Source organism: Enterobacter quasimori, from assembly GCF_018597345.1.
GTDB lineage: Bacteria > Pseudomonadota > Gammaproteobacteria > Enterobacterales > Enterobacteriaceae > Enterobacter > Enterobacter mori.
In genome coordinates this window covers 386,684-401,403 of the sequence record NZ_JAHEVU010000004.1, presented here as the reverse complement: position 1 = coordinate 401,403, position 14,720 = coordinate 386,684, and the positions used below count along the sequence as shown (strand labels likewise).

Here is a 14,720-nt window from a genome sequence, read left to right as displayed (position 1 = left end):
GGGTGGAAACAGGGATATTCAGGAGAAAACGTGACAAAAATCCGCCAGTTATGTTTGGTCAGTGTATTGCTGACAAGCGGGGTTGCCAGCGCGGCGAATGTCCGTTTGCAGGTTGAGGGGTTATCCGGGGCGCTGGAAAAAAACGTGCGCGCGCAGTTATCGACGATCCAGAGTGACGAAGTGACGCCGGACCGGCGTTTTCGCGCGCGCGTGGATGATGCGATCCGCGAAGGACTGAAAGCGCTGGGGTATTACGAACCCACCATTGATTTCGACCTCCGCCCGCCGCCAAAGAAGGGGCGTCAGGTGCTGATTGCCCGCGTCTCAGCGGGTGAGCCGGTACTGATTGGCGGTACCAACGTGGTGCTGCGCGGCGGCGCGCGTACGGATCGGGATTACCTGGATCTGCTGAGTACCCGCCCTAAAGTTGGCACCGTTCTGAATCACGGCGACTACGATCATTTTAAAAAATCCTTAACCAACGTCGCGCTACGCAAAGGCTATTTCGACAGCCAGTTTAATAAAAGCCAGCTTGGCGTCGCGCTGGAGAGGCGTCAGGCCTTCTGGGACATCGACTACGACAGCGGTGAACGCTATCGTTTTGGCGATGTGACGTTCGAAGGATCGCAGATCCGCGAGGAGTACCTGCAAAACCTGGTGCCGTTTAAAAAAGGCGACTATTACCTGTCGAGCGATCTGGGCGAACTCAACCGCCGTTTGTCGGCAACCGGCTGGTTTAACTCGGTGATTGTCGCGCCGGAATTTGAAAAGTCCCGTAAAACGAAAGTCTTGCCGCTGCACGGCGTGGTCTCTCCGCGCACCGAGAACACCATTGAAACCGGTGTCGGCTACTCCACGGACGTTGGCCCGCGCGTGAGAGCCTCGTGGAAAAAACCGTGGATGAACTCCTACGGCCACAGCCTGACCACCAGCGTTAGCCTTTCCGCCCCAGAGCAGCAGCTGGATTTCAGCTACAAAATGCCGCTGCTGAAAAATCCGCTTGAGCAGTATTACCTTTTACAGGGCGGTTTTAAGCGCACCGACCTGAACGACACCGAGCAGGACTCGACGACGCTTGCGGTATCACGCTTCTGGGATCTCTCCAGCGGCTGGCAGCGCGCCATTAACCTGCGCTGGAGCCTGGACCACTTTACCCAGGCAAACGTCACCAACACCACCATGCTGCTGTATCCGGGCGTGATGATCAGCCGCACCCGCTCGCGCGGCGGCCTGATGCCGACCTGGGGCGACTCGCAGCGCTACTCCATCGATTATTCCAACACCGCCTGGGGCTCCGACGTCGATTTCTCCGTCGTGCAGGCGCAAAACGTCTGGATCCGTACGCTGTATGACAAACACCGCTTTGTGATGCGCGGTAATCTCGGCTGGATTGAAACGGGCGATTTCGAACGCGTGCCGCCCGATCTGCGCTTCTTCGCCGGGGGCGACCGCAGCATTCGCGGGTATAAGTACAAGTCGATCTCACCTGAAAACGAAAAAGGCCAGCTGACCGGGGCATCCAAACTGGCGACCGGCTCGCTGGAGTATCAGTACAACGTCAGTGGCAAGTGGTGGGGCGCCATGTTCGTGGACGGCGGTGAGGCGGTGAACGATATCCGCCGCAGCGATTTCAAAACCGGCGCGGGCGTCGGCGTACGCTGGCAGTCTCCCGTCGGACCCATCAAGCTCGATTTCGCCGTGCCCGTGGGCGACAAAGACGAACACGGTTTACAGTTTTACATCGGTCTGGGGCCTGAATTATGAGTTTATGGAAGAAGATAAGCCTCGGCGTACTGATTTTTATCGTGCTGTTGCTTGGGACGGTGGCGTTTCTGGTAGGAACGACGACCGGGCTGCATCTGCTGTTTAACGCGGCTAACCGCTGGGTGCCGGGGCTGGAAATTGGCCAGGTGACGGGCGGCTGGCGCGACCTGCGCCTGAAGAACATCCGCTATGAGCAGCCGGGCGTGGCCGTTAATGCAGGCGAATTCCATCTGGCCGTGAAGCTGGGCTGCCTGCGCGACAGTAAGCTCTGCGTCAACGATCTGTCGCTAAAAGACGTCAACGTAGCGATAGACTCGAAGAAAATGCCGAAGTCTGCGCCGGTTGAAGAAGAAGACAGCGGCCCGCTGAATCTCTCCACGCCGTACCCGATCGCGCTCTATCGGGTGGCGCTGGATAACGTCAATATCAAAATCGACGACACCACCGTGTCCGTGATGGATTTCACCTCCGGCCTGCGCTGGCAGGAGAAAAACCTCACCCTGACGCCAACGTCTCTGCAGGGGCTGCTGATTGCGCTACCGAAAGTGGCCGACGTGGCGCAGGAAGAGATTGTCGAGCCGAAGATCCAGAACCCGCAGCCGGAAGAAAAGCCGCTGGGCGAAACGCTGAAGGACCTCTTCTCGAAGCCAGTGCTGCCGGAAATGACCGACGTTCATCTGCCGCTGAACCTTAACATCGAGGAATTCAAAGGCGAACAGCTGCGTCTGACGGGCGATACCGACCTGACGGTCTATAACATGCTGCTGAAAGTCAGCAGCATTGACGGCAACATGAAGCTCGACGCGCTGGATATCGACACCAATCAGGGCTCTGTCAATGCGTCAGGGAATGCCCTGCTGCGGGACAACTGGCCGGTGGATATTACGCTGAACAGCGCGCTTAACATCGATCCGCTGAAAGGCGAAAAGGTGAAGGTCAAAGTAGGCGGCGCGCTGCGCGAGAAGCTGGAATTCGGCGTTAACCTCTCCGGCCCGGTGGATATGGTGCTGCGTGGGCAAACCCAACTGGCAGAAGCCGGTTTACCGCTCAACCTGGAAATTGTCAGCAAGCAGCTTTACTGGCCGTTCACCGGCGAAAAGCAGTTCCAGGCCGATGACCTGAAGCTGAAGCTGAGCGGCAAGATGACCGATTACACGCTCTCGTTCCGCACCGCAGTGAAGGGGCAGGGCGTGCCGCCCGCGAACATTACGCTGGATGCAAAAGGCAACGAACAACAGGTTAACCTCGACAAGCTGACCGTCGCGGCGCTGGAAGGCAAAACCGAGCTGACCGCGCTGCTCGACTGGCAGCAGGCGATCAGCTGGCGCGGCGAGCTGAAGCTGACGGGCATTAACACCGCCAAAGAGGTGCCGGACTGGCCGTCGAAACTGGACGGTCTGATTAAAACCCGCGGCAGCCTGTACGGCGGCACCTGGCAGATGGACGTGCCGGAAATCAAGCTCACCGGGAACGTGAAGCAGAACAAGGTAAACGTTGAAGGCTCGTTGAAAGGCAACAGCTATCTGCAGTGGATCATCCCGGGGCTGCACGTGGCGCTGGGCCGCAACACGGCGGATATCAAAGGCGAGCTGGGCGTGAAGGATCTCAACCTGGATGCCACCATCGACGCGCCGAATCTGGATAACGCCCTGCCGGGTCTTGGCGGCACGGCGAAAGGACTGGTGAAGGTGCGCGGCACGGTAGACGCGCCGCAGCTGCTGGCGGATATCACCGCCAATAACCTGCGCTGGCAGGAGCTGAGCGTCGCCCGCGTTCGCGTTGAAGGGGATGTAAAATCCACCGATCAGATCGGCGGCAATCTGAACCTGCGCGTGGAGCGTATCTCCCAGCCGGATGTGAACATCAATCTGGTGACGCTGGAAGCCAAAGGCAACGAGAAGCAGCACGACCTCCAGCTGCGCGTGCAGGGCGAACCGGTATCCGGCCAGCTCCATCTGACGGGAAGCTTCGACCGCAAAGCGGAACGCTGGAAGGGGCAACTGGATAACACCCGCTTCAGCACGCCGGTTGGGCCGCTGGCGCTGTCGCGCTCCATTGCGCTGGACTACCGCAACGCTGAGCAGAAGATCAGCATCGGGCCGCACTGCTGGACCAACCCTAACGCAGAACTTTGCGTACCGCAGACTATTGATGCGGGGGCAGAAGGGCGCGCGCAGATTAACCTCAACCGCTTCGATCTGGCGATGCTAAAGCCGTTTATGCCGGACACGACCCAGGCCAGCGGCGTCTTTAGCGGTAAAGCGGATGTCGCATGGGACACCACCAAAGAGGGGCTGCCGCAGGGCAGCGTGACGCTCTCCGGGCGTAACGTGAAGGTGACGCAAGAAGTCAACGACGCGCCGCTGCCGGTGGCGTTCGACACCCTGAATCTGAGTGCCGATCTGCATAACAACCGTGCTGAGCTGGGATGGACGATCCGCCTGACCAATAACGGTCAGCTAGACGGGCAGGTGCAGATCACCGATCCGCAAGGGCGGCGTAATCTCGGCGGTAACGTGAATATCCGCAATTTCAACCTGGCGATGGTGAACCCCATTTTCGCGCGCGGGGAAAAAGCCGAGGGACTGCTCAATGCCAATCTGCGTCTGGCTGGCAACGCGGAAAGCCCGCAGCTGTTTGGTCAGATGCGGCTCAGCGGGCTCGATATTGACGGCAACTTTATGCCGTTCGACATGCAGCCGAGCCAGATTGCACTGAACTTCAACGGCATGAGTTCGACGCTGAACGGCTCGGTGCTGACCCAGCAGGGGCAAATTAATCTGAGCGGTGATGCTGACTGGAGCCAGCTTGATAACTGGCGCGCACGCATTGCGGCGAAGGGGAGCCGGGTACGCATCACCGTACCGCCTATGGTGCGTCTGGATGTCTCACCTGACGTCGTCTTTGAGGCGACACCGAGCCTGTTCACGCTGGACGGTCGCGTCGACGTGCCGTGGGCGCGTATCGTGGTTCACGAGGTACCGGAAAGTGCAGTCGGCGTCTCCAGTGATGAAGTTATGCTCAGTGAAAATCTGAAACCTGTTGAACAACAGAGCGCAGGCATACCAATCAATAGTAATCTTATCGTGCACGTGGGGAATAACGTGCGGTTGGATGCGTTTGGGCTGAAGGCGAGACTCACGGGCGATCTGAAAGTGGCGCAGGACAGTCAAGGATTGGGCCTCAACGGGCAAATCAATATTCCTGATGGGCGTTTCCACGCCTACGGTCAGGATCTGATTGTGCGTAAAGGCGAGCTGTTGTTCTCCGGTCCACCGGATCAGCCGCTGCTCAATATCGAAGCCATTCGCAACCCTGAAGCGACGGAAGACGATGTCATTGCTGGCGTGCGTGTCACCGGCTCTGCCGACGAACCCAAAGCGGAGATCTTCTCCGACCCGGCCATGTCGCAGCAAGAAGCGCTTTCTTATCTCCTGCGTGGACAGGGACTGGATAGCGCACAGGGCGATGGTGCGGCGATGACATCAATGTTAGTGGGTCTGGGGGTTGCACAAAGTGGTCAGGTTGTGGGTAAAATCGGCGAGACGTTCGGCGTAAGCAATCTGGCGCTGGACACCCAGGGCGTGGGCGACTCCTCGCAGGTGGTGGTCAGCGGCTATGTACTGCCGGGTCTGCAGGTAAAATATGGTGTGGGGATCTTTGACTCACTGGCAACACTCACGCTACGCTATCGCCTGATGCCTAAGCTATATCTGGAAGCAGTGTCCGGCGTAGACCAGGCACTTGATCTGCTCTATCAGTTTGAGTTTTAGCAATGCGAATATTTGTGTACGGCAGTTTACGAACCAAGCAAGGCAACAGTCACTGGATGACCAATGCCCTGCTGCTGGGGAATTACAATATCGAGAACTACCAGTTGTACAGTCTGGGCCACTATCCAGGCGCGGTTCCGGGGGAAGGAACAGTACAAGGTGAAGTTTATCGTATTGACAATGCTACGCTTGCCGAACTTGATGCCTTGCGCACCAGGGGCGGTGAATACGCTCGCCAGTTGATCCAGACGCCATACGGAAGTGCGTGGATGTACGTTTATCAGCGTCCCGTTGATGGGCTAACGCGGATTGAAAGCGGTAACTGGTTAGACAGAGACCAGTACTGAAAAAAAACAACGCCACCGTGAGGTGGCGTTGTTTTTTTGCGCCTTTTTCCGGGTGGCGCTGCGTTTGCACGGGCGAAACTCTCCAGCCACAAAAAAGCCCCGACCAGCGGGGCTTTATCGACAGGCAGTAAGAATTACTTCTTAGCCGCGCGCTCGAAAGAGGCGATGATTTCTGCTTTCGCCGCTTCAGCGTTGTCCCAGCCGTCAACCTTAACCCACTTGCCTTTTTCGAGGTCTTTGTAGTGCTCGAAGAAGTGAGTGATCTGCGCTTTCAGCAGCTCTGGCAGGTCGTTCACATCTTTGATGTGATCGTACTCTTTGCTCAGCTTGGTATGCGGTACCGCAACCAGCTTCGCATCTTCACCGGATTCGTCGGTCATTTTCAGCACGCCAACTGGACGGCAGCGAATGACGGAGCCTGGCTCCAGTGGGTATGGCGTTGGGACCAGCACGTCAACCGGGTCACCGTCCAGAGACAGGGTGTGGTTGATGTAACCGTAGTTGCACGGATAGAACATCGCGGTAGACATGAAACGGTCTACGAACAGGGCGCCGCTCTCTTTGTCCACTTCGTATTTGATCGGATCTGCGTTAGCCGGGATTTCGATAACTACGTAGATGTCTTCTGGCAGTTCTTTACCCGCTGGGACGTTGAGTAAGCTCATGTCGGTGTCCTTTAAAATGGATGGTAAACAAGTGGCAGGTATTATAGCCAACTCGCGCTGAATGTCTCCGCCTGTTTTCGCCATCTTCCTTCGTTGACCCCACTTTTCAGACCGTTTCCATGACAGGAAAATCCATAAACTCAGTCGCATTTTTAATGGTGAAATGAAAGCGATTACAAACTTGTGATTAACGTTTTATTCACTTTTCTGAAGTGTGATGTAACGCAATTCGTTACATATTTCATTGGCTATAGTCATTTCGCAGAACATCTTTTAACCAACAATAACTCACCCTACGAGGACGTTCATATGTGGAAGCGCTTACTTCTTGTCACAGCAGTTTCGGCAGCCATGTCGTCTATGGCGATGGCCGCACCTTTAACCGTAGGTTTTTCGCAAGTCGGCTCTGAATCCGGCTGGCGCGCGGCAGAAACCAACGTAGCGAAAAGCGAGGCCCAGAAACGCGGGATCACGCTGAAAATCGCCGATGGTCAGCAAAAACAAGAGAACCAGATCAAAGCCGTACGCTCCTTTATCGCCCAGGGCGTGGATGCCATCTTTATTGCGCCCGTCGTGGCGACCGGCTGGGAGCCCGTGCTGAAGGAAGCGAAAGACGCGGAGATCCCGGTCTTCTTGCTCGATCGTTCCATTGATGTAAAAGACAAATCTCTCTATATGACCACCGTGACGGCCAATAACGTGCTTGAAGGACAGTTAATTGGTGACTGGCTGGTGAAACAGGTCGACGGCAAGCCGTGTAACGTCGTTGAGCTGCAGGGCACCGTCGGTGCGAGCGTGGCCATCGACCGTAAGAAAGGCTTTGCTGAAGCCATCGCTAAAGCGCCAAACATCAAAATTATCCGTTCTCAGTCCGGTGACTTTACCCGCAGTAAGGGCAAAGAGGTCATGGAGAGCTTCATCAAGGCTGAAAACAACGGCAAGAACATCTGCATGGTTTACGCCCACAACGATGACATGGTAATCGGTGCGATTCAGGCGATTAAAGAAGCGGGTCTGAAACCGGGCAAAGATATCCTCACCGGCTCTATCGACGGCGTGCCGGACATCTACAAAGCGATGATCGACGGTGAAGCCAACGCCAGCGTGGAGCTGACGCCAAACATGGCGGGCCCGGCATTCGACGCGCTGGAGAAATTCAAGAAAGACGGCACGATGCCTGAGAAGGTGACGGTCACTAAGTCCACGCTCTATCTGCCGGACACGGCAAAAGAAGAGTTAGAGAAGAAGAAAAATATGGGCTATTAAGACCCGCGCCCCTCACCCCAGCCCTCTCCCCGGAGGGGAGAGGGAGAAAGGAAGGGCGGAGCTGGATATTAACAATTGGCACGATCAATCCCCTCTCCCCTCCGGGGAGAGGGTCAGGGTGAGGGGGAAACTATGACCACTGAACAACACCAGGAAATCCTCCGCACAGAGGGCTTGAGTAAATTCTTCCCCGGCGTAAAGGCGCTGGATAACGTCGATTTCAGCCTGCGTCGCGGTGAGATCATGGCGCTGCTGGGCGAGAACGGCGCGGGGAAATCGACGCTGATCAAAGCGCTGACCGGCGTGTATCACGCCGATCGCGGCACCATCTGGCTGGAAGGTAATGCCATTTCGCCAAAAAATACCGCCCATGCCCAACAGTTTGGGATTGGGACGGTGTATCAGGAAGTCAACCTGCTGCCGAACATGTCGGTGGCGGATAACCTGTTTATTGGCCGTGAGCCACGCCGTTTTGGCCTGCTGCGCCGCAAAGAGATGGAAGCTCGGGCGACAAAACTGATGGGATCCTACGGCTTCTCCCTCGACGTCCGCGAGCCGCTGAACCGCTTTTCCGTGGCGATGCAGCAGATCGTCGCCATTTGTCGCGCGATCGATCTCTCGGCAAAGGTGCTGATCCTCGACGAGCCTACCGCCAGCCTCGATACCCAGGAGGTGGAAATGCTCTTCACCCTGATGCGCCAGCTGCGCGATCAGGGCGTCAGCCTGATCTTCGTTACGCACTTCCTCGATCAGGTGTATGAAGTGAGCGATCGTATCACGGTGCTGCGCAACGGCAGCTTTGTCGGCTGCCGCGAGACCCGCGAGCTACCGCAGATTGAGCTGGTGAAAATGATGCTGGGCCGAGAGCTGGAAACCAACGCCCTTCAGCGCGCAGGCCGCACGCTGCTGAGCGAAAAACCGGTCGCCGCGTTCAGCGATTACGGCAAAAAAGGGGTGATCTCGCCGTTTAACCTTGAGGTTCGCCCCGGTGAGATTGTTGGTCTGGCGGGCCTGCTGGGCTCGGGCCGGACCGAAACCGCCGAGGTGATCTTCGGGATCAAGCCTGCCGACAGCGGCAGCGCGCTGATCAAGGGCAAACCGCAGACCCTGCGATCGCCGCATCAGGCCTCCTGTCTGGGCGTCGGCTTCTGCCCGGAAGACCGGAAAACGGACGGCATTATTGCCGCGGCCTCGGTGCGGGAAAATATCATTCTTGCGCTACAGGCGCAGCGCGGGTGGCTGCGCCCCATTCCGCGTAAAGAACAAAACGCCATTGCCGAGCGCTTTATCCGCCAGCTCGGCATCCGCACCCCGAGCGCGGAACAGCCTATTGAATTTCTCTCCGGCGGTAACCAGCAGAAGGTTCTCCTCTCGCGCTGGCTGCTGACCAAACCGCAGTTCCTGATCCTCGACGAGCCGACGCGCGGCATTGATGTAGGCGCGCACGCTGAAATTATTCGTCTGATCGAAACGCTGTGCGCGGACGGTCTGGCCCTGCTGGTCATTTCGTCCGAGCTGGAAGAGCTGGTGGGCTACGCCGATCGCGTCATTATCATGCGCGATCGCAAACAGGTGGCAGAGATCCCGCTGGATAAGCTGTCCGTTCCGGCAATCATGAATGCCATCGCGGCGTAAGGAGTGAATCGTGATGCCCCGTTCACTTTCGCAAACCGGTGAGTCAAAGCGCCGCTTCAGCTGGCCGACCGGCACGCCGCAAATCGCGGCGCTGCTGGTGGTACTGCTGGTGGATAGCCTGGTCGCGCCGCATTTCTTCCAGATCATCGTGCAGGATGGCCGCCTGTTTGGCAGCCCGATTGACATCCTGAACCGTGCCGCGCCCGTCGCGCTGCTGGCGATTGGTATGACGCTGGTGATCGCCACCGGCGGGATTGACCTCTCCGTCGGCGCGGTGATGGCTATCGCCGGGGCCACGGCCGCCTCCATGACCGTGGCCGGGCACAGCCTGCCGGTGGTGCTGCTGGCCGCACTGGGCTCCGGGGTATTAGCCGGGCTCTGGAACGGCATTCTGGTGGCGGTTCTCAAAATTCAGCCCTTTGTCGCCACCCTGATCCTGATGGTGGCCGGGCGCGGCGTGGCGCAGCTGATTACGTCCGGGCAGATCGTCACCTTTAACTCCCCGAGCCTGGCGTGGCTCGGTAGCGGCAACCTTCTGTTCTTCCCGACGCCGGTGATTATTGCCCTCGTGACGCTGGTTATCTTTTGGCTCTTTACCCGCAAAACGGCGCTCGGCATGTTTATTGAAGCGGTGGGGATCAACATCCGCGCCGCGCGAAACGCTGGGGTCAACACCCGCCTGATGGTGATGCTGACCTACGTGCTGAGCGGCGTCTGCGCCGCCATTGCCGGGGTCATCGTCGCGGCGGATATTCGCGGGGCCGATGCCAACAACGCCGGGCTATGGCTGGAGCTGGACGCGATCCTCGCGGTGGTGATCGGCGGCGGGTCGCTGATGGGCGGGCGCTTTAACCTGCTGCTCTCGGTCGTGGGGGCGCTGATCATTCAGGGCATGAACACCGGGATCCTGCTCTCGGGATTCCAGCCGGAACTCAACCAGGTGGTGAAGGCGGTGGTCGTGCTCTGCGTGCTGATCGTCCAGTCGCCGCGCTTTGTCAGCATCATTAAGGGGATCCGTGGCCATGATAAAACGTAATTTACCGCTAATGATCACGCTGGGCGTGTTTGTGCTGGGGTATCTCTATTGTCTCACCCAGTTTCCCGGTTTCGCCTCCACGCGCGTGATCTGTAATATTCTGACCGATAACGCCTTTTTAGGCATCATCGCCGTCGGGATGACCTTTGTGATCCTCTCCGGCGGGATCGATCTCTCCGTCGGCTCGGTGATCGCGTTTACGGGCGTGTTCCTCGCGAAAGCCATTGGGTTCTGGGGCATCTCTCCGCTGGTGGCATTCCCGATGGTGCTGGCGATGGGCTGCGCGTTTGGCGCCTTTATGGGGTTGCTGATCGACGCGCTGAAAATTCCTGCCTTTATCATCACCCTCGCCGGGATGTTCTTCCTGCGCGGCGTGAGCTATCTGGTGTCGGAGGAGTCGATCCCGATTAACCACCCCATCTACGACACGCTCTCCAGCCTGGCGTGGAAGATCCCCGGCGGCGGCCGCCTGAGCGCGATGGGGCTGCTGATGCTGGGCGTGGTGGTGATTGGCATCTTCCTCGCCCACCGCACCCGGTTTGGCAATCAGGTTTACGCCATCGGCGGCAACGCCACGTCGGCCAACCTGATGGGGATCTCTACCCGCAGCACCACCATCCGCATCTATATGCTCTCGACCGGCCTGGCGACGCTGGCGGGTATCGTTTTCTCGGTATACACCCAGGCGGGCTATGCCCTCGCAGGCGTGGGCGTTGAGCTGGATGCGATTGCTTCTGTGGTCATCGGCGGTACGCTGCTCAGCGGCGGGGTCGGCACGGTGCTGGGGACGCTGTTCGGCGTGGCGATCCAGGGGCTTATTCAGACCTACATCAACTTTGACGGCACGCTCAGCTCCTGGTGGACGAAGATCGCCATTGGCATTCTGCTGTTTATTTTTATTGCCCTGCAGCGGGGACTGACGGTGCTTTGGGAGAACCGTCAAAGCTCGCCTGTTACCCGTGTAAACACATCGGTAACAGAGCGATAACACGCTGAATTTGCTTAAAGTCTAAACATTTTCCGGTAGCGGCCGATACTCTTTTTTTATGCCCAGAAGTATCTCGCTACCGGAAATAATATCATGCTTAAAACGCTATCGATTCGTACCGGCTTGCTCTCTTTACTGGCCGTTATGACCCTTCTGCTGCTGATCGTCAGCGGCATTGGCATTTATGCCCTCACACAGAGTTCTTCTTCGCTGCAGCGCATTAATCACCTTCAGGGTGAGCAGATGGTGCAGCTTAATTCTGGCTATACGCTGATCCTGCGCGCGCGCAATGAGGCGGGCCAGGCCGTCCGAATGATGGAAATTGGTCTGCTGGACGATGCATCCAAATCGGTAAAAAACATCAATCAGGAAATTGCCCAGGCGCAGAAAACGCTGAAAGCCGTGATCGACGGCGGGGTGGCTGACGAGCAGGGGCAAAAGCTGCTGGATAACGTGGCGGCAAGCCTGGCGGCGTATACCCGGCAGGGCATCAACCCGATGCTGAAAGCCCTGAACGACCAGAGCGCGGACGGTTATTACGACCTGATTGAGAACGCGCTGATTCCGGTGGCAAACAAGTTTGATAACGATATGCAGGCTTTCCAGGCGTGGAGCGAAGCGCGTGGCAAAGCGGAAGTCAGCGCCGTGCAGTCGAGCAAAACCCGCGTACTGATCCTGATCGTTGTCGCCGCGCTGCTGACGGCAGGCATCATCGTCCTCGCCTGGCTGGTGCTGCGCCATATGCTGCTGAAGCCGCTCTCGGCATCGATTGCTCAGCTTGAACATGTCGCGGCAGGCGATTTAACCCATACCCTGGATCCAACGGCCAGCCAGGAGTTTAACCGGCTCAACGCGGCCATTGAAGCGATGCGTCAGTCGCTGATGGGATCGGTTCTGCGGGTGCGCGATGCCAGTTCGCAAATTGATACCGGCAGCCGGGAGCTGACGGCGGGGAACATGAACCTTGCCCAGCGCACGGAATCTACCGCCACCTCACTTGAGCAAACGGCGGCCAGCATGGAAGAGATCACCGCCACGGTGAAACTCAACGCCGACAACGCCGAGCAGGCGCACCAGTTGGCGAAGTCGGTCTCCGACACGGCCGATCACGGCAGCGAAATGGTCTGCTACGTGATTGAAAAAATGCGCGATATCTCCGGCAGCTCGGCGCGCATCGCCGATATCCTGAGCGTGATTGACGGTATTGCCTTCCAGACCAACATTCTGGCGCTGAACGCCTCCGTGGAAGCGGCGCGCGCGGGCGAGCAGGGACGGGGTTTTGCCGTTGTCGCGGGCGAAGTGCGAAACCTGGCCAGCCGCAGTGCCGACGCGGCGAAAGAGATCCGATCGCTTATCAGCGATTCACAAACTCATGTGAATGAGGGGAGCGAACTGGCACAGCAGGCCGGTGAAACGATGGACGAGATCGCAACAGAAGTGCTGCGGATGACCAGGCTGATGCGTGAAATTGCGACCGCGTCTCAGGAACAGAGTCGCGGCATTGAGCAGGTGAACATCGCGGTGAACCAGATGGACGAAACGGCGCAGCAAAATGCGGCGCTGGTACAGCAGTCATCCGCCGCGACGCGCTCGCTGGAAGAGCAGTCGCGCGAACTGATGGAAGCCATGTCCTCGTTTAAGCTGACGGCCCAGACTGCTGCATAATCATATTCATCCCTGGTACGTGCTGTGCCAGGGTTTTATTTGACGATGAATTTAACGCATTAATATTATCGTGAATATTCCCCATTAATATTTCCAGCGCGCTGGTTAACGCTAACGCTTTTTCTGTGGGTTCAAGATATAAACCTTTACGGTAAAACAGTGGCTCATCAAAAAGTTGATTAAAGCGCTTCAGCGCCAGGCTTACCGCCGGGCGGGACATGTCGAGGCGCACGGAGGCTTTCGCCATGCTGCCGCAGCGAACAATTTCAATAAAGACAGGAATGAGATTTAAATCGATGCCGGTATTGGCACGAGAATAGTTTTTCATCACGAATATGCTCCAGGAAATAATTGTCAAACTGTTATGGAAATAATGCAGGAGCAGGGATGAAGATTAAAGCGTCTTTTTTATAAACACTTATACGGTAAAATATATAAATGACCGGGAAGCCTGGCGGCTTCCCAGAATAAAGGGGTTACGCGTCCGGGTACTCGCGGATGAAACGCTCAACGTCTTCAACCATGTGGTTGTTGCCGACGAAGAACGAACGGCGCTGGTGCAGGCTTTCCGGCACGATATCCAGAATACGCTCTTTACCGTCGCTCGCCTTGCCGCCCGCCTGTTCGGCGAGGAACGCCATCGGGTTGCATTCGTACAGCAGACGCAGCTTCCCGTCCGGGTGGCTGGCAGTGCTTGGGTAGAGGTAAATGCCGCCTTTCAGCAGGTTGCGGTGGAAGTCAGCGACCAGAGAACCGATATAGCGGGACGTGTACGGGCGCTGGGTGGCTTTATCTTCTTCCTGGCAGAATTTGATGTACTTCTTCACGCCGTTCGGGAAGCGGATGTAGTTACCTTCGTTGATGGAGTAGGTATTGCCCTTCTCCGGGAAGCGCATACGTTCCTGGCTCAGGCAGAACACGCCCAGGGAAGGATCGTAAGTAAAGGCGTGAACGCCGCAGCCGGTGGTGTACACCAGCATGGTGGACGAACCATACACCACATAGCCCGCAGCAACCTGATTGCTGCCCGGCTGGAGGAAATCTTCTTCGGTGACCGGCGTGCCAACAGGCGTGACGCGACGGTAGATTGAGAAAATGGTACCGACAGAAACGTTAACGTCGATGTTGGAGGAGCCGTCGAGCGGATCCATCAGGACAACGTATTTCGCGTGTTCGCATCCTTCGAAAACAACAATTTCATCTTCTTCTTCGGAGGCGATACCCGCAACGATGTCGCGCGCGCGCAGTGCAGCTTTCAGTTTTTCATTTGCGAACAGATCGAGTTTCTGTTGAACCTCGCCCTGAACGTTCTCGGCACCGCTGGCACCCAGGATATCGACCAGACCGGCCTTGTTGATATCGCGGTGGATGATCTTAGCGCCCAGCTTTATTGCCGACAGCAAAGCAGTGAGTTCACCGGTAGCATGAGAAAACTCGTGCTGCTTTTCGACAATAAATTCACCTAACGTTTTCATAACACTTTCCCTGCATCTTTTGTGAGTAGAGCGATTGTATGTTCACCAAAACGACTAAAGCCCAACAATCTTAACAAATATTCAAATAGTAGCGCACTGGTGAATC

The 14,720-nt window shown here is 57.1% G+C and carries 11 protein-coding genes; 8 read left to right on the top strand and 3 right to left on the bottom strand.

The window, feature by feature from the left end; all coding sequences use genetic code 11:
• Positions 1-30 precede the first annotated feature (30 nt).
• The 3 genes from tamA to KK102_RS17500 are packed head-to-tail and all read left to right on the top strand — an operon-like array spanning position 31 to position 5,884.
• Complete coding sequence (gene tamA / locus KK102_RS17510; protein ID WP_126545616.1) at positions 31-1,764, top strand: autotransporter assembly complex protein TamA; 1,734 nt, start codon at positions 31-33, stop codon at positions 1,762-1,764.
• Positions 1,761-5,537, top strand: a complete 3,777-nt coding sequence (gene tamB / locus KK102_RS17505) for an autotransporter assembly complex protein TamB (RefSeq protein WP_216358116.1) — start codon at positions 1,761-1,763, stop codon at positions 5,535-5,537. The genes tamA and tamB overlap by 4 nt, the downstream gene beginning before the upstream one ends.
• A gap of 2 nt (positions 5,538-5,539) precedes the next feature.
• Entirely contained in the window at positions 5,540-5,884 is a 345-nt protein-coding gene (locus tag KK102_RS17500; RefSeq protein ID WP_010427401.1) for a gamma-glutamylcyclotransferase family protein, read from the top strand.
• Positions 5,885-6,018: 134 nt separating this feature from the next.
• Here KK102_RS17500 and ppa read toward each other — a convergent pair whose 3' ends face one another.
• On the bottom strand, positions 6,019-6,549 hold the full coding sequence (gene ppa / locus KK102_RS17495; protein ID WP_010427397.1) for an inorganic diphosphatase: 531 nt from the start codon (positions 6,547-6,549) through the stop codon (positions 6,019-6,021).
• A 309-nt stretch (positions 6,550-6,858) separates the two neighbouring features.
• On the opposite strand from ppa, the gene ytfQ reads away from it, so the two are divergent.
• The 5 genes from ytfQ to KK102_RS17470 all read left to right on the top strand — a co-directional run bounded on the left by ytfQ (position 6,859) and on the right by KK102_RS17470 (position 13,139).
• Positions 6,859-7,815 carry a galactofuranose ABC transporter substrate-binding protein YtfQ gene (gene ytfQ, locus KK102_RS17490; protein ID WP_014882271.1) on the top strand — a complete coding sequence of 319 codons (957 nt, stop codon included), beginning with the start codon at positions 6,859-6,861 and terminating at the stop codon, positions 7,813-7,815.
• Positions 7,816-7,947: 132 nt separating this feature from the next.
• Positions 7,948-9,450, top strand: coding sequence for a galactofuranose ABC transporter, ATP-binding protein YtfR (gene ytfR / locus KK102_RS17485; RefSeq protein ID WP_216358115.1), 1,503 nt, complete (start codon positions 7,948-7,950; stop codon positions 9,448-9,450).
• Between the two features lie 10 nt (positions 9,451-9,460).
• Entirely contained in the window at positions 9,461-10,486 is a 1,026-nt protein-coding gene (gene ytfT, locus KK102_RS17480; protein WP_172411126.1) for a galactofuranose ABC transporter, ATP-binding protein YtfT, read from the top strand.
• Positions 10,473-11,474: a galactofuranose ABC transporter, permease protein YjfF gene (gene yjfF / locus KK102_RS17475; protein ID WP_126545613.1), complete on the top strand. Its 1,002-nt coding sequence runs from the start codon at positions 10,473-10,475 to the stop codon at positions 11,472-11,474. The genes ytfT and yjfF overlap by 14 nt, the downstream gene beginning before the upstream one ends.
• 93 nt (positions 11,475-11,567) lie before the next feature.
• Positions 11,568-13,139 carry a methyl-accepting chemotaxis protein gene (locus tag KK102_RS17470; protein ID WP_216358114.1) on the top strand — a complete coding sequence of 524 codons (1,572 nt, stop codon included), beginning with the start codon at positions 11,568-11,570 and terminating at the stop codon, positions 13,137-13,139.
• Here KK102_RS17470 and KK102_RS17465 read toward each other — a convergent pair.
• Positions 13,111-13,467, bottom strand: a complete 357-nt coding sequence (locus KK102_RS17465) for a helix-turn-helix domain-containing protein (protein ID WP_126545611.1) — start codon at positions 13,465-13,467, stop codon at positions 13,111-13,113. The two genes, KK102_RS17470 and KK102_RS17465, sit on opposite strands and share 29 nt — an antisense overlap.
• Positions 13,468-13,615: 148 nt before the next feature.
• Complete coding sequence (fbp, locus tag KK102_RS17460) at positions 13,616-14,614, bottom strand: class 1 fructose-bisphosphatase (RefSeq protein ID WP_014882277.1); 999 nt, start codon at positions 14,612-14,614, stop codon at positions 13,616-13,618.
• Between the last annotated feature and the right edge of the window lie 106 nt (positions 14,615-14,720).